The organism is Acinetobacter gyllenbergii CIP 110306 = MTCC 11365 (genome assembly GCF_000413855.1).
GTDB classification, from domain to species: domain Bacteria; phylum Pseudomonadota; class Gammaproteobacteria; order Pseudomonadales; family Moraxellaceae; genus Acinetobacter; species Acinetobacter gyllenbergii.
The window spans coordinates 92,193-113,930 of sequence record NZ_ATGG01000011.1 but is presented as its reverse complement, the minus strand read 5'-3'; the positions used below and the strand labels follow the sequence as shown (position 1 = coordinate 113,930).

Sequence of the window (21,738 nt, the reverse complement as noted above, 5' to 3'; positions counted from 1 at the left end):
ACCGACCAATCTCAAATTTCTTAAATTTAATTCAACATCAAGCAGATTTAATCTGAATTAACTTTGCAAATAAATCGTATTCATCTGCATCGGTAATTTCGACTTCAAGCAGATCACCTGCTTTAATCACACTCTTATCAATATCTTCAACAAAAACATTGCCATCAATTTCTGGCGCATCTGCATATGAACGTGCAACTGCAACAGGGAATTCATCTTCCAAGCCATCCACAAGCACTGTCATTTTCTGACCGATACGCTTTTGTAATTTTGCCGCAGAAATCGCTTGCTGAACTTCCATGAAGCGCTCATAGCGATCTTGCTTAATTTCTTCTGGTACATGATCAGGTAAATCATTCGCAGTTGCACCTTCTACAGGCGAATACGTAAAGCAACCCACTCGATCAAGCTGAGCTTCTTTCAGCCATTCCAATAAAATCTGGAAGTCTTCTTCTGTTTCACCAGGGAAACCAACAACAAATGTTGAACGAATCACCAATTCAGGGCATTTTTCACGCCACAATTTAAGGCGCTCTAATGTGTTTTCGCTATGAGCTGGTCGCTTCATCAATTTTAAGATGCGCGGACTGGCGTGCTGAAAAGGAATATCTAAATAAGGCAGGATTTTACCTTGAGCCATCAAATCAATGGCAGCATCTACATGCGGGTATGGATAAACATAATGCAAACGCACCCAAATCCCAAGCTGACCAAGCGCTTCGCACATGTCATAGAATTTGGTTTTAACTGGCTGACCGTTCCAGAAATCTAACTTGTACTTGGTATCCACACCATATGCTGAGGTATCCTGAGAAATCACCAAGACCTCTTTTACACCCGCACGTTTAAGCGCAGCTGCTTCATCCAACACCTTACCTACAGGGCGAGACACGAGATCTCCGCGCATACTTGGGATAATGCAGAATGTACAGCGGTGATTACAGCCTTCTGAAATTTTTAAATAGGCATAATGCTTCGGCGTTAAACGAACACCTTGCTCTGGAACTAAATCAATAAATGGGTTGTGTTTTGGTGGTGCAGGCACATATTCATGTACTGCTTCCATCACATCTTGATAAGCTGCCGCCCCTGTTACTTTAAGCACATTGGGGTGCATTTGGCGAATTTTGTCTTCATCTTTACCTAAGCAACCGGTAACGATCACTCGTCCGTTTTCGCTCATGGCTTCGCCAATGGCATCTAAAGACTCTTGCACTGCAGATTCAATAAAACCACAGGTGTTAACAACAACCAAATCTGCACCGTCATAATCTGATGCAACCTGATAACCTTCAGTCTTTAACTGAGTTAAAATTCGTTCAGAATCTACCAATGCCTTAGGACAACCTAAAGATACAAAACCGACTTTGGGGGTCTTCATGAATCTGCGCTCCACTTGAATCGGCGTATTGTATGACTTTTCTTTGTCTACGCATAGCAGCAAAGCCATCTCTTTGTGTAATGCACCAAAATACGACCAAAATTTTAAACAAAATCTAACAACGCACCAATTTGAAGCATAATAAAATATTGAAATAAGCAGATGTATGTGAAAAATACCGTATAAATCGATTCTTTCAGATTTAAGTGATTGAAATTTAGTTAATACAAAGTTGGCTTGTATTTTGCATAAAGTACATTTTAGAAGTTAATGGCTCTTCATTAAAATTTATATTTATTGCGCCATTTTAAAACAGGACGATTCACAAATGGATCAACAGAACACTATCGACTATCGACTCTTAGTAGATAATCTGACAACTGCCATTTTATTGGTCGATAGTAAGCTTAATATTTTTTATTTAAATTCTGCTTGTGAAGCATTATTTGATATCAGCTTGTTACGCGCATCAGGTCAGCCGGTATTAAATTTGCTGCATGCACATGATGATACCTTCAATACGCAAGAAGCTTTATTAAATACCTTAGAAAGTGGTCAACACTATACGCGTCGTGAAGCAGTGATCAATGTGAATTTTAAACCCATTCATGTCGACTACACCGCTTCACAGCTCAATGCTGGTAAAAGTTATCACCCTTTACTCTTAATCGAACTTAATCCAATTGATCGGATGTTGAAAATCTCTAAGGAAGAAAACCTCGTTCAGCAACACCAAGTAGCCAGACAATTGGTCCGTGGTGTGGCACATGAAATTAAAAATCCTTTGGCGGGTATTCGTGGTGCAACTCAATTACTGGCACGCAGTTTAGGTGATGATAGCTATCGTGAGTTTACTGACATCATTATTAGCGAAGTTGATCGACTCACCAATTTGGCAGATACCATGCTTGGTTCTCGTCAGTTGCCAAGTTATGAACTCAGCAATGTGCATGAGCCCTTAGAGCGTGTTCGGTCACTTATTGCAAACCAAACCAAGAAAAAAATCAAGATTACCCGTGATTATGACTTGTCTTTACCCGATGTCATGGCTGATCGCGACCAACTGATTCAGGTCATGCTCAACATTAGTGTCAATGCAGTACAAGCCATGACCGAAAATAAAGAATTCTTTACCGATTCAGAGCCTGAACTGGTTTTAAGAACCCGAATACAACGCCTTGTTACGATTAACGGTGTATTAAATCGTTCAGCTGTCCGTATCGATATCGAAGACAATGGTCCTGGCGTTCCAGAAAGCATTCTCGAATCAGTTTTCTATCCCCTCGTTACAGGTCGTGCCAAAGGCACAGGACTGGGTCTCAGTATTGCTCAAAATATTATGCATCAACATAACGGAATGATTGAGTGTCAATCAGTTCCAGGAAAAACCGTATTTAGCCTATATCTACCTTGGGAGTTAAACCATGTCACGAAATAAAATTTGGGTAATTGATGACGATCGTGCCATGCGTTGGGTACTTGAAAAAACCTTCAAAGAAGAAGGTTTTGATGTCACCAACTTTGAAGAAGCACAAACTGCATTGGAACGCCTACATGACGATGCACCCGATGTGATTTTAACCGACATCCGCATGCCAGGGATTGATGGTCTAACCTTCTTATCTAAGGTGAAGAACACACATCCTGACCTGCCTGTGATTATCATGACCGCGCACTCCGATTTAGAGTCTGCTGTATCAAGCTATCAAACAGGTGCTTTTGAATATTTACCTAAACCCTTTGATATTGATGAAGCCTTGGCACTAGTCAATCGTGCCATCTTGCATATCAATAAATTGCAACAACAAGAAGCAACCAAAACAGCCTCACCACTACAATCAACCGAAATTATCGGCGAATCCCCTGCAATGCAGGAAGTTTTCCGAGCAATCGGTCGTTTATCACAATCCCATATTACAGTATTGATTAATGGTGAATCAGGTACAGGTAAAGAGTTGGTTGCTCACGCCTTACACAAACACTCACCACGTCGTGCCAAGCCATTTATTGCATTGAATATGGCAGCCATTCCAAAAGACTTAATCGAAACTGAGTTATTTGGACATGAAAAAGGTGCATTTACAGGAGCAAACACTCAACATCAAGGCCGTTTTGAACAAGCCAATGGCGGTACTTTGTTTCTTGACGAAATTGGTGACATGCCATTTGAAACACAAACACGCTTACTTCGTGTTTTAGCAGATGGTGAATTCTACCGCGTCGGCGGACATATCCCAGTCAAGGTCGATGTACGTATCGTCGCTGCAACCCACCAAGATTTGGAAAAGCTGGTCAATGAAGGACGTTTCCGTGAAGACTTGTATCATCGTCTGAACGTGATTCGTATTCACATTCCAAAGCTGTCACATCGTAGCGAAGATATTCCAATGCTGGCGCAGCATTTCTTGGCTCGTGCAGGCAAGGAATTGGGTGTCAGCCCTAAAATCTTGCGTACCGAAACCACAGACTATATGCAACAACTGCCTTGGCCTGGTAATGTTCGTCAACTAGAAAATACCTGCCGCTGGTTAACAGTCATGATCACGGGGCGTGAAGTTTATCCAGAAGACTTACCGGCTGAACTTAAGCAAGCGTCTGTACATAAAACTAATGACGCACAAGCTGCATCAAATACCAGTCCTGCTTTGGTTGAACGTATTGCTGTACACCATTGGGATGAATTATTGGGTCAATGGGCAATTCAAAAGTTGAAAAATGGCGAAATGAAGATATTGGATATTGCTACACCCATGTTTGAACGCACTTTGATTAATGCTGCTTTACAACAAACCCGCGGTCGTAAACGCCATGCTGCCGAACTTTTAGGTTGGGGACGCAACACGCTCACCCGCAAGCTCAAAGAACTCGGTATGGACTCGACCGATGACGAGGAAGACGAAGAAGTTCGCTCTGCTTAATGAGCAGTCATAAAAAAGCGAATCCAAGTGATTCGCTTTTTTACTAAAATTGAGATGTTTTGAAACACACATCAATGTGATTGCCATACAAGAGATATGGTTTTTGTTATACTAAGGAGAACCCCATTACTCCAAAGTAGATAATGACTGATATTTGCTATCCAAGCTGCGCCAAACCTCAAACTCGTCGTGGAGAAGAACGTCGTTTTGCCCTATTACTGTGCGCAACCGATTTGTTTTTAGAGAAAGGTTATGAAGCCGTGTCTTTGGATGACATCGTCAATCATGCAGGTGGTTCAAAAACATCCATCTATAAATACTTTGGTAATAAAGAAGGACTTTTTACCGCCATTTGTGATTACCGCAGGGAAGTGTTTTTCAAAGGTGTCTGTTTCCCGTATATTCCAGAAAAAAGTAATTTAAGAGACTACCTCACACAAACCCTACACCGCTTTTATCAACATATCATCCAGCCAGAAAACATTGCTTTTATGCGCATGTTTACCGAACAAACGCAGAAAGATGTCCAGCTTGCACATTACTTTTATGATCAATGTGCCCTTAACATTCAAAATACCATTGCCTTTGCATTAGAGCATGCTCACACCAAGGGAGAAATTTTTTGCGCCCAACCTAAGTTCTCCGCCATGATGTATTTCGGAACTTTGAGAGATGTTGAGTGGCGTAATCTAATGGGTTTAGACCTCTCTGAAAATGATGCAGAAATTATTGATTATATTAACTATTCCGTAGATTTATTTTTAAAAGCTCATCAAAAGGTCTAATTCTTTTGCATTTTCCCGAGCGTATAGTATAGTAGTCAATTCTTTTTTATTCACCACTCATCAAACAGCAATTAATTATTGTTTTTATTCAATAATTATTGTGGGAGTAGCTATGGCGCTTCGGCATTTCCTAACTTTACGTGACCTATCCTCATTAGAACTGCAACGCATTTTAGATCGTGCACAAGAACTTAAACGCATGCAACATAGCAATACGCTATACCAACCTTTTGCGGGTAAAGTTTTGGGAATGATTTTTGAGAAGTCGAGTACACGTACACGTATTTCTTTTGAAGCAGGTATTTGCCAGTTTGGTGGTAGTGCAATTTTTCTTTCACCACGCGATACGCAGCTAGGTCGTGGTGAACCGATTGAAGATTCTGCACGTGTGATTTCGAGCATGCTAGATATCGTCATGATCCGTACTTTCGGTCATGATATTGTAGAGCGTTTTGCATCTTACTCTACCGTTCCAGTGATTAATGGTTTGACTGATGATCACCATCCCTGCCAATTGCTTGCAGACTTGCAAACCTTCCAAGAGCATCGTGGCAGCATCGAAGGTAAAACAGTAGCTTGGATTGGTGATGGCAATAATATGTGTAATTCATATATTGAAGCCGCACACATGATGGGTTTTAAACTGAAAATCGCATCACCTGAAGGCTATGAACCTCAAGCAAGATTCTTAGCTGAATTTGCCGACTGCGTAGAAGTTTTTAATAAAGCTGAAGATGCAGCTGTGAATGCCGATCTGATTGTGACCGATGTCTGGGCAAGTATGGGACAAGAAGAAGAACAGAAACTCCGCGAAAAAGCTTTTTCCGATTTCCAAGTCAATGAAAAACTCATGGACTTGGCGCATCCTGATTGCTTATTTATGCACTGCTTACCTGCTCATCGTGGTGAAGAGATTTCAGAACATATGTTGGATCATAAAAATGCGGTCGTGTGGGATGAAGCAGAAAACCGCTTACATGCTCAGAAAGCATTGATGGAATTCTTACTCAACGAGAATCTTAAAAAAGATTGAGTTGAATAAAAACAGCATCATTTGATGCTGTTTTTATTTGTGCGCTTTAAATTGAACACTGAAATAAAAACACTTATAGTAAGACAAGCCCTTTAGAATAAGTTTCTCACGATGTGAGAACTTCACTCAATACACAGCGGACGTTATGACTTCACTTGAACAAGCCTTATCTCAAATACCAAATTTTGCTTTGGTGCATGAGCATCTGTTTAGCTCTGCTCAACCGACTGCTGAGCAATTACAACACATTAAAGAATATGGTTGCAGCACAGTGATTAATCTTGCAACCAGCCAATCTGATCATCATTTGGCCAAGCAAGACCAGATCTGTTTAGATTTGGGGCTAAACTATATCCATATCCCAATTGGTTGGGATGTGCCTTGTTCTGAGCAATGCCTGTTTGTTTTAGATCTGATCGATCATCTAGTCCAAAACGAGATCATTTGGCTACACTGCGATGACAATATGCGTGTCAGCAGCTTAATGTACCTCTATCGTCAATTCTATATGAATATTGATCTACCAACAGCCCAAGAGCTATTGCACCAAATTTGGGAACCCAATGAAACATGGACTGGCTTAATTCATAGCATTACTTTACAACTGCAAGGTCGTAAAGCAACGCAAGAACTCGAACAATCATTGATCAACAGCAATCATTTCGCTTGATGTGAGACCAACACAGTTGCGGTCGCCAAAATCCCTTCTTGGCGACCAGTAAAACCAAGCTTTTCAGTGGTTGTGGCTTTAATACTAATTTGAGTTACATCAACATCCAATACATCGGCAATACTTTGACGCATCTCTAAGTTATGTTTTGCCAACTTAGGGCGCTCACAAGCGACGGTAATATCAGCATTATTGAGTTGATAACCACGATCTAAAATCAATTGATAGACATGTTTAAGTAACAGGCGGCTGTCAGCACCTTTGTACTCTGGATCTGTATCTGGAAAATGCTGTCCAATATCACCCAGTGCCAAAGCGCCCAATAACGCATCACTTAAGGCATGTAACACCACATCACCATCTGAATGTGCCTTTAAACCGTGTGTATGCGGGATTCGAATACCAGCTAAGGTAACAAACTCACCTTCTTCAAATGCATGTACATCAATCCCTTGTCCAATACGAATTTGAGCAACCATATGATTTTCCTTTTACAATATACCGAACAAATCTTGTATTCAGGCTTTCTATTTCGCTATAGTACGTTGAGCAAATTAGACTGAAAGTATAAGTGATTATGCTGTTTAACACTGTAAGAAATCAATTAAAGAAAGCTGGTTACATCATCACATTGAGTTGTTTTTGCTCAACATTTGCCTATGCAGAAGCAATTGACTGCAGCAGCAATGATTTAAACGCTAAAAAAATCTGCTCTAAACAATATCAAGAGCAGCGTTTAAAGCTGAATGCCAAGTTTCTAACTGCCTATTTAGTAACAGATGCCCCACTACAGTTATTACATGACACCCAAAGCGTGTGGCTGAATCAGGTACAACAGTGCAAAAGTAAAAACTGCTATCAGCAGCAATTTGATGCGCGTTTGGACGATTTGAATTTTTACACCTCGATGAACCAAACATTGACACAGCATTATCTAAAATATGAACAAGGTAAGTTAGCCTCACAACCCGTTCATCTACAAATTCACCAACTGGATAAAGACAAACTTAAAATTGAAGGGACTGCTTATCGCAATCCGAATAACCGCTTAGAAACCCAAACACTTTCGTTACTGGCCTACAGTACGCCAGAGCAAAGAAATCAAATCATTGATAATGAAAAAAAATGCCAATATCAATTTGACTTCCAGAAAGCATTATTAATTATTAAATCCAAGCAGAAAGACTGTGACAGATTTACAGGGGTTTATCGTTTATACGATTAATCAAGATAAGAAAAAAGCCGATGTTCTAACATCGGCTTTTTGATTTAGTTTGGGTATTTTTGTGCAATTTCTTGGCTAATCAATACTGCTGTAGCAGCTGACAAAGTCCAACCTAAATGCCCATGTCCTGTATTATAAAACACCCGTGGTTGTTTGCCTTGTCGAACGACAGGTAACATATTCGGCATCATTGGTCGTAGGCCTGCCCAAGGTACAACATGCTCGGTGGAGATATCAAAGTTCTGATTAACCCAGTTAATCAACGGTTGAATACGGTCTGCACGAATATCACGATTATATCCATTAAATTCGGCTGTTCCTGCAATACGTAAACGATCTGCACCCAAGCGAGAAGTCACAATTTTTGCGCTTTCATCCAATAAACTTACCCAGGGTGCATTGTTTACACTACGTTCATCTTTAAGCTGCACAGTAATGGAATAGCCTTTTACAGGATACACATTCACATTATCCCCCAACATATCAGCGAGTTGATAGCTTCCTACACCACCACAAACCAAAACCAGATCAGCAATAATTTCAGTGATTCCGTCCGCGCTTGGATTGACATTTTCTGAGCTGTTTTTACAGTGAATGATCGCTTTATCATGGGTAAATTTAATATCCACCACATCCAGACCAAAACAGTATTTCACCCCGTATTGCTGTGTTCTTTCAGCCAATCCAACAGAAAATTTATGGATATCACCTGTCGCATCGCCCGCAGTATAATAGCCACCATAGTAGTCACCTGTTAATGTCGGCTCAATTGCTTTCATTTCTGCGGGTGTAATTGCATTTCGCTCTAACTTACCCTCAACCAAAACATCATTCACTTGCTTAGCAATTTGATAGTCTTCTTTGGTGTGGTACATATGTAAAATGCCACGTTTTTCCAGATCAAAAGCAATACTTTCTTTTTCCGCCACCTCAAACAAACGTTGTCTTGCCAATAGTGCTAAACGTACTGTTTCAATCGTATTGGCTTTATAGTTTTTAATATGGGTCAAAAACTCAACCAACCAACGATACTTATGTAGGCTAAATGAAGGGTTGAGCAATAATGGTGCATCTTTTTTACTCATCCATTTGATGCCTTTCAGCACCGTTGCTTTTTGGTTCCAAACCTCAGCATTACAGGCAGACAATTGCCCACCATTGGCAAAAGATGTTTCCATCGCCGGAAAAAGATGACGGTCAATTACGGTCACCTCATAGCCGAGTTTAATCAATTCATACGCAGACGTTACACCTGTAATCCCCGCACCAATTACAACTACATGTGGCATAGCAAACTCCTAGAAATGCATAACATTTCTTAATGCATAGCCCCATCTGTCATGGTACCTGAGAGTTTCGGCAGATGATTACCAATTAATCATTAAGCCTTCCCCTTCGGTGAGTGTTAATCGTAGAAGAAAAAAGTTGTTGTATATTTCTACAAGTTGAGCACTGCTCTCCAGATTGTATTTCTATTATTACAGTCCTTCTGCCTGAGAGTTTCCGGGGTCGTTGCTCCTTCGGCGAGTTCATTGAAGAACTTCTCTCCCGCAATAATATTTATATCCTTATAAGCAATATATATGCCGCATAAAAATACAGACACTAAATTCTTGTAATTGTTTGTAGACGAAGATTTGTTCTATTTGACTCAGGGTTAATATCATAAAAAAAGCAGGCTAAAAGCCTGCTTTAATGCTTAAAACTTGCATTGCAAAATTTGATCTGAAAAATGTCCTTTCCAAAGCTCACGCAATGTTGGCAAATAGAATTTTTCTCCAATCATCACCAGTTCTGCATCAATCAGCGCATGAATCTCATGCATCAATACATAATCCAATGCAATCATGGACAACTGTGGCTGTTCTTGTGCAATCTGTTTCCGTTTTAGTTGCGCTTTTTTCACCAACTCATTGGCAAAATTTTTGTCTTTATAAGTCGTTATCGCACTTAAACGCAGCTCAATGATACCCCAACCTTCTAATAATTTTTTGAAAATTTCAAAGTCTTTAGACGTTGCTTCCCAAGTCACATTTTCCAAGTTATTGTCTTCGGGCAAAACGGGCAATAATAGATCGGCAGTACTTGGAAAAATTTTCTTTAAATTCAACAGAAACTTAACAGGATTTTCGTTTGGAAGATCAGAAAATTGGATGTTGGTTTTGGTATCTGTTAAATAGATATTGAGCATTAAAAAATCCTGAAATAAGACACTGTTTTGTATATTTAATTCAAATTTCGCAAAAACACGAAACACAAATAAAATTAAAACAGAATGGAATGATCATTTTAACAATTATCACGATTTATTCAATGTCGGTTACTGCAATAGGTTTATTCACAAGCAGACAAAGAGGTTGAAAACCTTCATGACCCTCATTGGCCTATTCATAAATCAAACGTTTTACTTTTGATACATCCTAAGCTTAATCAACATAGTAGGCTTGACGTTAAGCAGATCATTAAAAATCAAGCCTCATCAACGACAAACTCAGCCCCATCAAAATAAGAAAACAGATCAGTTCTCCCACTGATGATGGTTAAAACTGATTAGAGTTCTATCAACCATCTACACCTTTGTGCAATCCATCAAAAAAACCATAACATTTCAGTTATGGTTTTTTTGATTAACATTTTAATACTGGGCCAGTATCAGACATAGAGCCAATTTCCCTTACAATATTAAGAATAAGTGATATCAATCTATGTTTACCACAAGCTTCAGTTAAAACATCATTTAAATAAAGCGCAGGGAAAATTTTACCCCCACAGTTTAATTAGGATTAATAACGTAAAAATACAAAATAAGTGTCGCTAGCAGAACGCTGGCTAAAGTTAGATAAAAACCCACTGTATTGAAGCTCTTTACAAATTTAACAATATTCATACCACCCCCAAATTACGCAGCAATTATCACAAAAAACAAGGGCAATGAGAACTACTTGTCGATAAAATATCATTTTTTGCTGACCGCTTGTTCTATTTTATAGCTTTATAGAATTTCAAGTCATAAATTATTCAAGTGAAATATACTCTAGTTTGAGTTTGGTAACGATATTAGCAATTTACTTAGCAGTACCGACGAGATACTGCTTGATAACGTGCGGAAAATTTTCTCAAGGTTATTTAAATAAAGATAACAGACCCTAATCGAAATAATTAGGCTTTTAATATGGAAATGACATTCTATATGAACTAGTTACTCTGTTCTTCTCATAATCAACTGTTGAATAAGAAATGAAAACCACTAAAAAGTCGTCATATAATTCAATCTCCGAAGAAGCAGGAATATAAGCTGTTTTATCAATTAAGAATGTTCCAATATGATCAGATGTTTTATTGATTAATGCGACGACATCTTCTTCTTTGAGTACTTTAACTGCATCGCGCTCAGGTTTAATTTTTACATCAATTTTTCTCTCTCTATTTTGCCCGTCTTTGACCGATACCCTGATCGTTTCACTCACCTGTTTTTCTATAACATTTTTTAGTTTACTTTGATTTAGACTTTGCTGATTACTCGTACTACAAGCAACGAGACAACCCATCAAGCAACAAAATATAAACATCTTAGACATGGTGTACGACTAACCCTATTATGAAGCACATCATTGTAACGCTTGAACTGAATAAGTTTCAAATTTAGTCATTTACAGCAATCATCAGATGCCCCCATAGAACCAGACATAAAAAAATCCCTCTATTAAAGAAGGATTTTATTCAGCTATCTGGCTTATTTGCTATTTGGAGAAACCATATTTTCGGGCTTCACCACTTCATCAAATTGCGCTTCAGTCACCAGACCAAGTTCAACCGCAACCTGTTTTAAGGTTTTATTTTCCTTATAGGCAGTTTTAGCAACTTTGGCTGAGTTTTCATAACCAATCACGGGATTAAGTGCAGTCACCAGCATTAATGAGTTATGTAAGAAATAATCAATTTTCTCACGATTCGGTTCTATACCTACCGCGCAATGATCATTAAAACTATTGCATGCATCACCCAACAACTGAATCGATTGCAGCAAGTTATAAGCAATCACAGGCATAAAGACATTGAGCTCAAAATTACCTGAAGCACCTGCCACATTAATAGTGGTGTCATTACCTAAGACTTGAGCGACGACCATCGTCATCGCTTCGCTTTGCGTTGGATTCACTTTACCCGGCATGATGCTTGAACCAGGTTCATTCTCTGGAATACGAATTTCACCGAAACCACAGCGAGGGCCACTTGCTAACCAACGAATATCATTAGCAATTTTATTTAAGCTTGCCGCTAGTGTTTTTAATGCACCTGATGCAAAGACAGCTGCATCACGTCCTGCCAAAGCTTCAAATTTATTTGGTGCAGTAACGAATGGTAAGCCAGTAAGTTCGGCCAATTGTTCAGCTGCTTTTACGGCATAATCTGGATGGGCATTCAGACCTGTCCCTACCGCTGTTCCACCCAAAGGTAGTTCATATAAGCCTGCAAGTGCTTGCTGCAAACGTTTCAAGCCATGTTCTAGTTGAGACACATAACCACTAAACTCTTGACCTAAAGTCAAAGGCGTTGCGTCCTGCAAATGTGTACGACCAATTTTAACGATATCATCAAATTCTTCTGACTTACGCTGTAAAGTTGCTTTTAGCTGCTCTACCGCAGGAATGAGTAACTCATTGATTTGAATACTGGCTGCTACATGAATTGCTGTCGGGAATGAGTCATTGGTCGATTGCGCACGGTTAACATGATCATTCGGATGGACTGGTTTCTGCGCCCCCAAAACTTGACCTAATTTCTGATTAGCAATATTGGCAATCACTTCATTACAGTTCATGTTACTTTGTGTGCCCGAACCCGTTTGCCAAACCACCAATGGAAATTGAGAATCCCATTGCCCTGCAATCACTTCTTCAGCAGCGCCAACAATATACTGACTCAAATCCTCAGGCAGTTGTTTTAACTCAGCATTGGTGATTGCAGCAGCTTTCTTCACAAGCCCCATTGCGCGAATCATGGCACGCGGTAAGCGTTCCTGGCCAATCTTAAAGTTCTGTAAACTTCGTTGCGTTTGCGCACCCCATAAGGCCTCATTCGGCACTTCGATTTCGCCCATGGTATCGTGTTCAATTCGCATTTGCATAAACAACCTCTGCTCTATTTGGTTAAAGTTCTCACGGGCTGAAGCAAAGTGATGCTTTGGCTAGTTGCCGTTATCCTAATCAAAGCAGTTATAATTGTAAATAATAATCATTATCTTAATTACCCTTTAAGGTATTTAAATAAAATCGCCATTCATCTTCAATCATCTGGACTAGAGTACGTTTTGGTGACCAGTTTAAGTTCGTTGCTGCTTTTTCTATTGTTGCTCCTAATTTAGCGAGCTCTTGATGCTGAAATACCGCAGGCTGAACATTGACTTGGGTTTGCGTCACTTTTGCAATTTCATCTAATAAGCTTTGAATCGAGGTCAGTTGCGTATGCGCAATATTGAATGACTCTAAACAATTGTTCTGCGACTTCAACCAATTCAATGTCATTAAAATTGCATCACATGCATCTAATACATGTAGAAAACTCCGTTCAACCGTACCATCTGCTGTAACTGCCTGATTTTGCAACTCGATGTACTCTCGTTGCATTGCAGCAACTTGCAAGGCTAAAGGCACAATATTCTTAGGTAATTGCGTAACAAACTCACCCAACACACCATGCTCAAATGCCCCTACGATATTCGATAATCGCAAGTTCACAATGCGCCATTCAGGATCAACTTTATAGGTATCAGCAATAATATCCTCAACAATTTGTTGTGATCGAACATAAGGATTAGGATAGCTGTAGTTAAATTCAGTCAGTTCAGATAATTTTTCATCTGATTGACCATATACCGCCAAACTCGAGAGATTGATTAATTGTCTCACCCCCATCCGCTGCATGGCTCTTAAGAGACTCATAATACTACTGACATTATCATTATAATATTCAAGCGGTTTTAAAGTGGATTCTTCTAAGGACTTAAAGCTGGCAGTATGAATCACCGTATCAATTGAATATTGTTCAAAAACTTTATTTAGTGCTGGGGTATTTCGTACATCCAACTTTGCAAATGGAATATACATGCCTGAAATATATTCGAGACGTTCTAAGGTTTGCAAGGTTGAATTGGCTAAGTTATCAACAATAACGATCTCTTGCCCATGCGCCAACAGACTCAAAGCAATATGAGAACCGATAAAGCCTAAACCACCTGTCACCAAAATCATTGTATACTTACCTTCCTTTAAATCTGTCCATCATCATTTTGCCAACTACGACCATAGTGAATATTCAATGAGTACACTACTGCTAATCACTTCTGCGCCTACATCAATCATGGCTTGGCATGCTTTTGGCTTAGCTCAAGCGCTTCAAAATAAGCATGAAGAATTGCTTGTCTTCTTTTACCAAGATGGTGTTCAGGTTGCGAATGACTTACAGTGGTTTCCTGATGATCAACGCAATCTAAAACATGAATGGCAAAAGCTTGGCATTCGACTCCCTGTCTGTGTCAGCGCCGCCCTTGCTCGGGGAATCACTGATGCGGACAATGCAAAACGTCATTCACTCCAACATCACAACTTAGCCAAAGGCTTTGAACTGGTTGGGCTCGGAGAGCTTGCTGACGCAGTACAAAGCTGTTCTCGTTTAATTCAATTTTAATTAAAGTTCTTTACTAGAGTGTTGCTTTGAAAAGGTAAATTGTGTGAAATCTGTACTCGTCATCCTAACGCAACCTAACTTAACAAGTTTGCAAGTCAATGAAAGCTTGTCCGCTACTATGGTTTTAGCAACCTTTGGTATTTCTGTCAAAGTATTATTAAAGTGTGCAGCAATTAGCTTATTAGACAATAAATTAGAATTCGATCAACTTAAACATGAGTTCAAAATTGCAGCCAACATGGTCGAAAGTTTTGAGTTTTATGATTTAACCCCAATTCTGATTGAATCTAAAAATCAAGAACTTAACATCGTTAAAAATACGGATCAGGAGATCGAATTTATTGATCTTACTCCTGAATTTACCCAGTCTTTTGATCATATATTGTACTGGTAAGGTGTCTCATTATGGAACAAACAACGCTCTTTTTAGTCCAATCTGCGGCAGATCAGGTGTGGTCTGATTTAGTAAAAATGGCACAATCTGATGACTTTATCGTACTAATGGGTGAAGCAGCCATTAAAGTGAACAGCTCAATAATAACTGCCTATCCAAACATTTATTGTTTAAGTAATGAACACAACCTGATTATTGAAGAATTAAGCGCGCAAATTCTGGCGATTGACTATGCTCAATTTGCTGACCTTAGCTTAAAATTCAAACGTTGTATTTCTTTGAAATAAGTTCTCTTCAATTCCTTTTAATTTTTTTAGGCTATTTTATGCAGTTAGAATTAGACCAAGACGGCCATTTAGTAGATTACAGTATCTGGAATCAACAGGTTGCTCAGGAGTTGGCAAAATCCTTAGATTTACAATTAACTGATTGGCACTTTGAAGTTCTTTATGCAGTTAGGCAGTTTTATCAGCAATTTGGCCATTCACCAGCAACACGTCCATTGATAAAATTTTTAATGAAAACGATTAGTCCTGAGATTGATAATGCTGTGCTACAGCAAAGATTTAATACAGGTTTAGTTGCCCGTCATTTAAGTCGGTTAGCGGGCATACCAAAACCTGCAAATTGCTTATAATTTTTTCCAGTTAAGCAAATTTTTTGGCACAAGCAACACAGGCGATTACCGCAACCGTGACCGCGAACATGGCTGCACTGACTTGTTCATGCAATAAAACCGCAGCAATGACCAAACCAAAAATGGGTTGCAACAACTGTAACTGCCCTACTGTTGCTATCCCGCCTTGTGCCAAACCCTTATACCAAAAGAAAAAACCAATCAACATACTAAACAATGACACATAGACTAGACCCAGTTTTGCCGACATCGAGATTTGTGCAAAACTTGCTGGCATATACAAAAATGAAATGAGCAGCATGATAGGTAAGGTAATAATCAATGCCCAGCAGATCACCTGCCAACCACCCAAATGCTTCGAGAGCTTCCCCCCCTCGGCATAACCAAAGCCACAGAGTATGATTGCCAACAGCATAAAAAGATCACCATAGTTAAATGCCCAACTTCCTGTTTGAATCAGCATATAACCAAAAACTAGTGCAGCACCTAAAACGGCAAACAACCAAAACACTAGATTCGGTCTTTCTCCACCTCTTAACACACCAAAAATGGCGGTTGCCAAAGGTAATAAACCAACGAAAACAATAGTATGTGCAGCACTAACATATTGAAGCGCTAAAGCAGTAAATAATGGAAAGCCAATCACGACCCCTATCGCAACATAAAATAGTGGTAGCCAATCTTTGCGCTCTGGTAATTGCTGGCGTGATAGTAAAATCAAAGCCAAACCAAGCAGCCCTGCAATAGCCGCACGTGCAGCCGTTAAGAAGGTAGGACTGAAATCCATAACTGCAACACGTGTTGCAGGCAATGAACCTGCGAAAATAATCACCCCGATCAGACCATTCATCCAACCACGACTTAAAGTTTTCATTTATTTTCTCCAAAGCTATATGGAGAATTTAAACTGTGATATGGTTTAAGCACCATACACAGTACAGTACAATTCCAAATAACTGTATTGGTTTATTTACCCATACAGTTATGGATGTATTGTTATGAAAAGTACTAAAATTGAATTTGTGATCCAGCATATTCATGAACAAATAAAAGCCCGCTCTTTACTTCCTGGCTCGCGCCTCCCCTCAGTCCGTGCTTTAGCTGGCTTGCTGCATTTATCTGTTTCAACGATTGTTGAGGCCTATGAACGTCTTGCTTCTCAAGGCATTATTGAAGCAAAGACAGGTTCAGGCTTTTTCGTCGCAGGCCCACTTGCACCTCTATCCATCTCGGAAATTCATCCAAAAATTGATCGAAGTATTGATCCACTTTGGATTTCAAGACAAGCCCTCGAAGCCAAACAAGGTGTTTTAAAACCGGGTTGCGGTTGGTTACCTGATGACTGGATGCCCCATGAAAATATCCGTAAAGCCATTCGTAAGGTATCTAAAGCTCCTGCTAGCATTCTGACTGATTATTCAACCCCACTCGGTCTGGCACCTTTACGTGAATTGCTCTCACGCAGAATCTTGAGCAAAGGTATCGAAGCACGTCCCAGCCAAATCCTATTAACTGATTCTGGCACGCAGGCAATTGATTTAATTTGTCGTTATTTCCTTAAACCGAATGATGTGGTGCTGGTTGATGATCCTTGTTATTTCAACTTTCATGCGCTGCTTAAAGTACACCAAATCCAAATTATTGGTGTGCCTTATACGCCGACTGGACCAGATCTGGAAGCGTTCTCCCAAGCCATAAAAAACTATAATCCACGCCTCTACATTACCAATTCTGGCATTCATAATCCGACTGGCGCTGTGCTCACTGCATCAACGGCTTATCAGGTTTTAAAACTGGTTGAACAGTCCAATTTGATTGTCATTGAAGATGATATCTTCGCAGATCTAGAACGACATAGTGCTCCGCGTCTTGCAGCTTTGGATGGCTTGTCGCGTGTGATTCATATTGGCAGTTTTTCTAAAACGCTGTCTGGTTCTGTTCGTACGGGTTATATCGCAACCCAATCAGAATGGATTGAGGACCTAGCCGATATAAAAATTGCCACCTGTTTTGGGGGGAATAACCTGTCCTCGGAAATTTTATATGCTGCATTGACTGATGGTAATTATCGTAAATATCTAGAGGAATTGAAAGTTCGCTTGGCCAAAGCGATGGATACAACCGTAAAACAACTTGAGAAACTCGGCATCAAAACATGGATTAAACCATCCGCCGGTATTTTTTTATGGTGTGAGTTGCCTGAACATTTCGATAGCGCACGTATCGCGCAGAATTGCTTAGAACACGGTGTGATTCTAGCCCCAGGAAATGCATTTAGCCAAAATCAAAACTTTAAGAATTTTATTCGTTTTAATGTGGCGCAATCACTTGAAGCTAAGATCTTTGAGGTCCTATCCCATGCTATTCAGCATGAAATAGAACGACAAAGGGTATAAACAAATCATGCTGTTTTTTGCTTTTGTTCGATAAAGGCAAAATAGCCTGGACCTGCCGCTACACGTACATCTTTGGCCTGAATCGGTTGATCACATTCCGAACACACCACTTTGGGGTTAATTTTCCGACCACAGCTTTTATGGGTGAACTCAACAGGTTTACCTAGCCCCATATCCATCCATTTATCGGCCCATTGCACCATTGAAAGAATAATCGGATATAGGTCTAAACCTTTGTCCGTCAGTTGATATTCAAACCGCTCCTGACGATCAACATAAGGCACTTTGGTTAAAATATCATGTTCAACTAAACGCTTTAAACGCTCAGAAAGTACATGACGTGTCAGTCCCAAACTCCGCTGAAAATCATCAAAGCGGCGTATACCCATAAATGCATTTCTTAAGATGAGCATTGTCCAACGATCACCCAACACTGAGAGCGTCCTCGCCACTGAACACGGCTGGTCGCCAATTTCGTCCCATTTCATTATTATCACCTAATCATTTTTTTAAAGTTTTATTTAAAAGACTTCTATGTCTTGAACCGTCATGTTTAGAAACTAAACAATATAAAATATACACTAAACCACCTTATCCATCAGATGCAATATTGGCACTTGGCTAAAAGTACCAATATTCAGTCATTTTACATAAATTCATCAAAACAATTTAGTTATGAATGAATAACCCAGAAAGGAGCTGTCCTGCTTCCAGTTGGGTATTGGCGGGAATACGCACCAGACTATTTGCTTGCATGAGGTTACTCAGCATATGCGATTGTTGTTTCGCCAAGCTTTGGAACTTGAGTTGCCCTTGATCAAAATAAGCCTGCATTCTTAAAAAACGTTCACGCGCATCCGATTTTAAATCATGTGTCAGCACACCGCTCAACCATTGCAAGGGCTGGCGTTGGTTTTGCAAGGCATCTAGCAAGGCTTTGCCATAGACCTGCATACACACATACACGGCAGCAGGATTGCCAGGTAAACCCAATAAATAGCAACTCTGGGCTTGCTGTGTGTACTCGGCAAAGAACAGTGGTTTACCTGGTTTTTGCTTCACTTTCCAGAAGATTTGCTCAAAACCTGTTTCAAATGCACATGGGCGAACAAAATCATAATCACCAACAGAAACACCACCTGTGGTAATGATCAAATCATATTGCTGTTTTAGCCGCTCAAAACATTGCGTCACCTCCGCGGCTGTATCTGCAATGTGCAAGATTTCTGCATCTATGCCATAGTCTTGCAACCAAGCTTTCAATAGCGGCCCATTGGCATCAAAAACTTTCCCTGCCTGCAAATCTTCTGGCGTTTCCGCAACCTCATCCCCAGTAATGACCACAGCTACTTTAGGTGCTTGGAAAACATCGATACTTTGTACACCTGCCATACTGAGTGCTGCGAGTGCGCCAATATTGATGCGCTGCCCAATATCTGCCAGTTGCTGACCTCGTTGTACTTCTTCACCCACAAAACGGATATCCGCTTTCGCTGAAATATGTTCAGTCAATCGAATCGTTTGATTAGCTTCAACGGCGACGATTTCTTGTCGTGCAACATGCGTTGTTCCCTCAGGGGTTTTCCCACCTGTGAAAATACGAATTGCTTGCCCATCTTTAAGCTGATGCTCAGATTCACTGCCTGCCTTAATTTCACCTATCACGTCATATAGCGTGCCCTGAAGATTCTCAACAGAACTATTCAAGGCATAACCATCCACCGCACTTTGCGAAAAACTTGGCAGATCGACATTGGAATTGATCGCTTTGGCTAAATAACGATTCAGTCCATCGGTTAAAGGCAGCGTCTCAACTTTTAAAGCTTTAGGTTGGGTTTGCACCAATGCTAATGCTTCATCAATAGTGATCAGACCTTTTTCAGCACCACATCCTGACATTATTCATAACCTCCCGGATGGGGTAGATCACGACAGACATCAAAAATATGCACCAGTGCAGGCAAAATTGCCGCCATGGATTCACTTGCGCCGCCGCGGCTTCCCGGTAAGGTCACTACCAATGAACGGTCTATAAAACCTGCAACACCGCGAGACATCGCCGCATAGGGTGTTCGTTTTTGCCCAAATGAGCGTGCTGCCTCCATTAAGCCATCGAGTTTGCGCTCCAATAGTGGCTCTAGGGTATCCACGGTAATATCGCGCTTGCCAATGCCTGTTCCACCCACCGTCATAATACAAGCATAAGATTTGGTCAGTTCTAGGACTAAATCTTTAAGCTGATCAGCTTCATCAGGCAAGATTTGATAATGAATCGGATCAAAACCTGCTTCGGTTAAGGTTTCAACAACAGACTTACCCGCAGTATCTGGTTTACGCCCTGCTGCAACCGTATCTGACAGTACAATTACTGCCGCTGAGACAGGTTGACGTAACGTACGTTTAAAATGTGATTTACCGCCTTTTTTCTTGAGCAATTTACATTGATCCAAACACAGTTCTTCGGGCTCACAATGTGGCTTAAGCATGTCATACAACGTTAAACCGGCTAGGCTTGCAGCGGTTAACGCTTCCATTTCCACGCCTGTTGGGCCAATGGTCTCAACTGTGGTCAGAATCACCACATGATCATCATATAGGTCATAATCAACATCGGCGCGGTAGATCGGTAATGGATGGCAGAGTGGAATCAGCTCGTCCGTACGTTTAGCCGCTAAAATCCCTGCAATACGAGCTGTTTTTAAGGCATCGCCTTTTTCAGTATTGCCATCTCGGAGCAACTGAATGCAATGCGCGGGTGCATGTAAAATCGCTTGTGCTTCTGCAACACGATAACTCTCGGGTTTCATCCCAACATTTTTCATTTTAACGTCCTAAACCCTTATTCGTGTATCTGCTCATGGCTACAATTTTCATCGTGGTGTGCATGTTGATGCGTCTTGACTGGAGTATTCGGTTCGACTGTATCTTTACGAATACAGCAGCCTTCGACATATTGACTGGTTCCATCCATAAAAAATTCTTCTTTCCAGATCGGCACTTCATGTTTGACCCGCTCCACGGCCTCTTCACAGGCTTGAAAAGCTTCACGGCGATGTGCTGCGTAGGCTATGGCAATAATCGCAGTTTCACTGACATCCAAATAGCCAATCCGATGCATCACCCGAACATAAGAGACTTGATATTTCTCTTGGATTTGCTGTTCGATCTCACGAATCATTTTCTCTGCAACAGGTGTATATGAGGTATATTTTAAGGCTTTAACCGCTTTACCTTCATGATGGTTACGTACTGTACCAATAAATATATCAATGCCACCGCATTCAGGAAACGACTGAATTGGATCAAAGCTGTCTAGGCTTAAAGCCTGATCTTGCACTCTAGCAAATTCACGCATGTTTACCCCCCCGCCACTGGCGACAACAACACCAAGGTACAAGAAGTTTCTAAAGCGGTTTGCCGTGTAATGATATCTTCGCCTATCGCACAGGCACATTTTTCCATGGCATGATTTGCCTCAGGATAAAGTGTCACAATATGTGCCAATACATCTTTGACCATTCGGTCTGTTGCAAACTCAAATGCCAGCGGCTTTGGTAATAATCTTTCGATTGCCCCAAACGCTTCTATTTTAATCTCAATGGTTTGCATAGA

Annotated in this window: 24 protein-coding genes and 1 riboswitch; of the genes, 11 read left to right on the top strand and 13 right to left on the bottom strand. The window is 40.4% G+C overall.

What is annotated here, in order from left to right:
- Window positions 1–37: 37 nt before the first annotated feature.
- Window positions 38–1,381 carry a 30S ribosomal protein S12 methylthiotransferase RimO gene (gene rimO / locus F957_RS14390; RefSeq protein ID WP_005270747.1) on the bottom strand — a complete coding sequence of 448 codons (1,344 nt, stop codon included), beginning with the start codon at window positions 1,379–1,381 and terminating at the stop codon, window positions 38–40.
- A 328-nt stretch (window positions 1,382–1,709) separates the two neighbouring features.
- Between rimO and glnL the strand changes: the two genes are divergently transcribed.
- The 5 genes from glnL to F957_RS14415 all read left to right on the top strand — a co-directional run bounded on the left by glnL (window position 1,710) and on the right by F957_RS14415 (window position 6,787).
- Window positions 1,710–2,819, top strand: coding sequence for a nitrogen regulation protein NR(II) (glnL, locus tag F957_RS14395; RefSeq protein ID WP_016540275.1), 1,110 nt, complete (start codon window positions 1,710–1,712; stop codon window positions 2,817–2,819).
- Window positions 2,806–4,299 carry a nitrogen regulation protein NR(I) gene (gene glnG, locus F957_RS14400; RefSeq protein WP_016540276.1) on the top strand — a complete coding sequence of 498 codons (1,494 nt, stop codon included), beginning with the start codon at window positions 2,806–2,808 and terminating at the stop codon, window positions 4,297–4,299. The genes glnL and glnG overlap by 14 nt, the downstream gene beginning before the upstream one ends.
- Before the next feature lie 143 nt (window positions 4,300–4,442).
- Window positions 4,443–5,084, top strand: a complete 642-nt coding sequence (locus F957_RS14405) for a TetR/AcrR family transcriptional regulator (RefSeq protein ID WP_016540277.1) — start codon at window positions 4,443–4,445, stop codon at window positions 5,082–5,084.
- Between the two features lie 112 nt (window positions 5,085–5,196).
- Window positions 5,197–6,117: an ornithine carbamoyltransferase gene (argF, locus tag F957_RS14410; RefSeq protein ID WP_016540278.1), complete on the top strand. Its 921-nt coding sequence runs from the start codon at window positions 5,197–5,199 to the stop codon at window positions 6,115–6,117.
- 145 nt (window positions 6,118–6,262) lie between these two features.
- Window positions 6,263–6,787 carry a protein tyrosine phosphatase family protein gene (locus F957_RS14415; RefSeq protein WP_016540279.1) on the top strand — a complete coding sequence of 175 codons (525 nt, stop codon included), beginning with the start codon at window positions 6,263–6,265 and terminating at the stop codon, window positions 6,785–6,787.
- Here the strand turns inward: F957_RS14415 and ispF are convergent.
- Window positions 6,775–7,266, bottom strand: coding sequence for a 2-C-methyl-D-erythritol 2,4-cyclodiphosphate synthase (ispF, locus tag F957_RS14420; RefSeq protein WP_016540280.1), 492 nt, complete (start codon window positions 7,264–7,266; stop codon window positions 6,775–6,777). The genes F957_RS14415 and ispF overlap by 13 nt on opposite strands.
- Window positions 7,267–7,364: 98 nt before the next feature.
- On the opposite strand from ispF, the gene F957_RS14425 reads away from it, so the two are divergent.
- Window positions 7,365–8,012: an A1S_1983 family putative colistin resistance protein gene (locus F957_RS14425; protein WP_016540281.1), complete on the top strand. Its 648-nt coding sequence runs from the start codon at window positions 7,365–7,367 to the stop codon at window positions 8,010–8,012.
- A gap of 44 nt (window positions 8,013–8,056) precedes the next feature.
- On the opposite strand, the gene F957_RS14430 is transcribed toward F957_RS14425, so the two are convergent.
- From F957_RS14430 to F957_RS14450, 5 genes are all read right to left on the bottom strand, one after another.
- On the bottom strand, window positions 8,057–9,301 hold the full coding sequence (locus F957_RS14430; protein ID WP_016540282.1) for a D-amino acid dehydrogenase: 1,245 nt from the start codon (window positions 9,299–9,301) through the stop codon (window positions 8,057–8,059).
- A gap of 182 nt (window positions 9,302–9,483) precedes the next feature.
- A riboswitch (glycine riboswitch) is annotated at window positions 9,484–9,573 on the bottom strand.
- 138 nt (window positions 9,574–9,711) lie between these two features.
- Window positions 9,712–10,203 (bottom strand): hypothetical protein, encoded by a 492-nt coding sequence (locus F957_RS14435; protein ID WP_016540283.1) that lies wholly within the window; start codon window positions 10,201–10,203, stop codon window positions 9,712–9,714.
- Between the two features lie 976 nt (window positions 10,204–11,179).
- Window positions 11,180–11,590 carry a hypothetical protein gene (locus F957_RS14440; protein WP_032860391.1) on the bottom strand — a complete coding sequence of 137 codons (411 nt, stop codon included), beginning with the start codon at window positions 11,588–11,590 and terminating at the stop codon, window positions 11,180–11,182.
- A gap of 155 nt (window positions 11,591–11,745) precedes the next feature.
- Window positions 11,746–13,140: a class II fumarate hydratase gene (fumC, locus tag F957_RS14445; RefSeq protein ID WP_016540284.1), complete on the bottom strand. Its 1,395-nt coding sequence runs from the start codon at window positions 13,138–13,140 to the stop codon at window positions 11,746–11,748.
- Between the two features lie 115 nt (window positions 13,141–13,255).
- Window positions 13,256–14,263, bottom strand: coding sequence for an SDR family NAD(P)-dependent oxidoreductase (locus F957_RS14450; protein ID WP_016540285.1), 1,008 nt, complete (start codon window positions 14,261–14,263; stop codon window positions 13,256–13,258).
- Window positions 14,264–14,330: 67 nt separating this feature from the next.
- Between F957_RS14450 and tusD the strand changes: the two genes are divergently transcribed.
- From tusD to F957_RS14470, 4 genes are read left to right on the top strand one after another with little or no spacing between them, the layout of a single operon-like run.
- A complete protein-coding gene (tusD, locus tag F957_RS14455) occupies window positions 14,331–14,699 on the top strand; it encodes a sulfurtransferase complex subunit TusD (protein WP_016660232.1) in 369 nt (122 codons plus the stop codon).
- A 43-nt stretch (window positions 14,700–14,742) separates the two neighbouring features.
- The gene (locus F957_RS14460; RefSeq protein ID WP_016660231.1) at window positions 14,743–15,093 is read left to right on the top strand and encodes a hypothetical protein; all 351 of its coding nucleotides are present in this window, start codon (window positions 14,743–14,745) and stop codon (window positions 15,091–15,093) included.
- Between the two features lie 11 nt (window positions 15,094–15,104).
- Window positions 15,105–15,380: a hypothetical protein gene (locus F957_RS14465; RefSeq protein ID WP_016540288.1), complete on the top strand. Its 276-nt coding sequence runs from the start codon at window positions 15,105–15,107 to the stop codon at window positions 15,378–15,380.
- Between the two features lie 38 nt (window positions 15,381–15,418).
- Window positions 15,419–15,730, top strand: a complete 312-nt coding sequence (locus F957_RS14470) for a TusE/DsrC/DsvC family sulfur relay protein (RefSeq protein ID WP_016540289.1) — start codon at window positions 15,419–15,421, stop codon at window positions 15,728–15,730.
- Between the two features lie 10 nt (window positions 15,731–15,740).
- Here the strand turns inward: F957_RS14470 and F957_RS14475 are convergent, their stop codons facing one another.
- Window positions 15,741–16,604: a DMT family transporter gene (locus tag F957_RS14475; RefSeq protein WP_016540290.1), complete on the bottom strand. Its 864-nt coding sequence runs from the start codon at window positions 16,602–16,604 to the stop codon at window positions 15,741–15,743.
- A 124-nt stretch (window positions 16,605–16,728) separates the two neighbouring features.
- On the opposite strand from F957_RS14475, the gene F957_RS14480 reads away from it, so the two are divergent.
- Window positions 16,729–18,126, top strand: a complete 1,398-nt coding sequence (locus F957_RS14480; RefSeq protein ID WP_016540291.1) for an aminotransferase-like domain-containing protein — start codon at window positions 16,729–16,731, stop codon at window positions 18,124–18,126.
- Between the two features lie 5 nt (window positions 18,127–18,131).
- On the opposite strand, the gene F957_RS14485 is transcribed toward F957_RS14480, so the two are convergent.
- The 5 genes from F957_RS14485 to F957_RS14505 form a co-directional block, all read right to left on the bottom strand.
- A complete protein-coding gene (locus F957_RS14485) occupies window positions 18,132–18,614 on the bottom strand; it encodes a winged helix-turn-helix transcriptional regulator (protein ID WP_016540292.1) in 483 nt (160 codons plus the stop codon).
- 181 nt (window positions 18,615–18,795) lie between these two features.
- A complete protein-coding gene (locus F957_RS14490) occupies window positions 18,796–20,025 on the bottom strand; it encodes a molybdopterin molybdotransferase MoeA (protein ID WP_016540293.1) in 1,230 nt (409 codons plus the stop codon).
- Window positions 20,025–20,948 carry a bifunctional molybdenum cofactor biosynthesis protein MoaC/MoaB gene (gene moaCB / locus F957_RS14495; RefSeq protein WP_016540294.1) on the bottom strand — a complete coding sequence of 308 codons (924 nt, stop codon included), beginning with the start codon at window positions 20,946–20,948 and terminating at the stop codon, window positions 20,025–20,027. The genes F957_RS14490 and moaCB overlap by 1 nt, the downstream gene beginning before the upstream one ends.
- A 17-nt stretch (window positions 20,949–20,965) precedes the next feature.
- Entirely contained in the window at window positions 20,966–21,481 is a 516-nt protein-coding gene (locus tag F957_RS14500) for a molybdenum cofactor biosynthesis protein MoaE (protein ID WP_016540295.1), read from the bottom strand.
- A gap of 2 nt (window positions 21,482–21,483) precedes the next feature.
- Window positions 21,484–21,735, bottom strand: coding sequence for a MoaD/ThiS family protein (locus F957_RS14505; RefSeq protein WP_016540296.1), 252 nt, complete (start codon window positions 21,733–21,735; stop codon window positions 21,484–21,486).
- Window positions 21,736–21,738 lie beyond the last annotated feature (3 nt).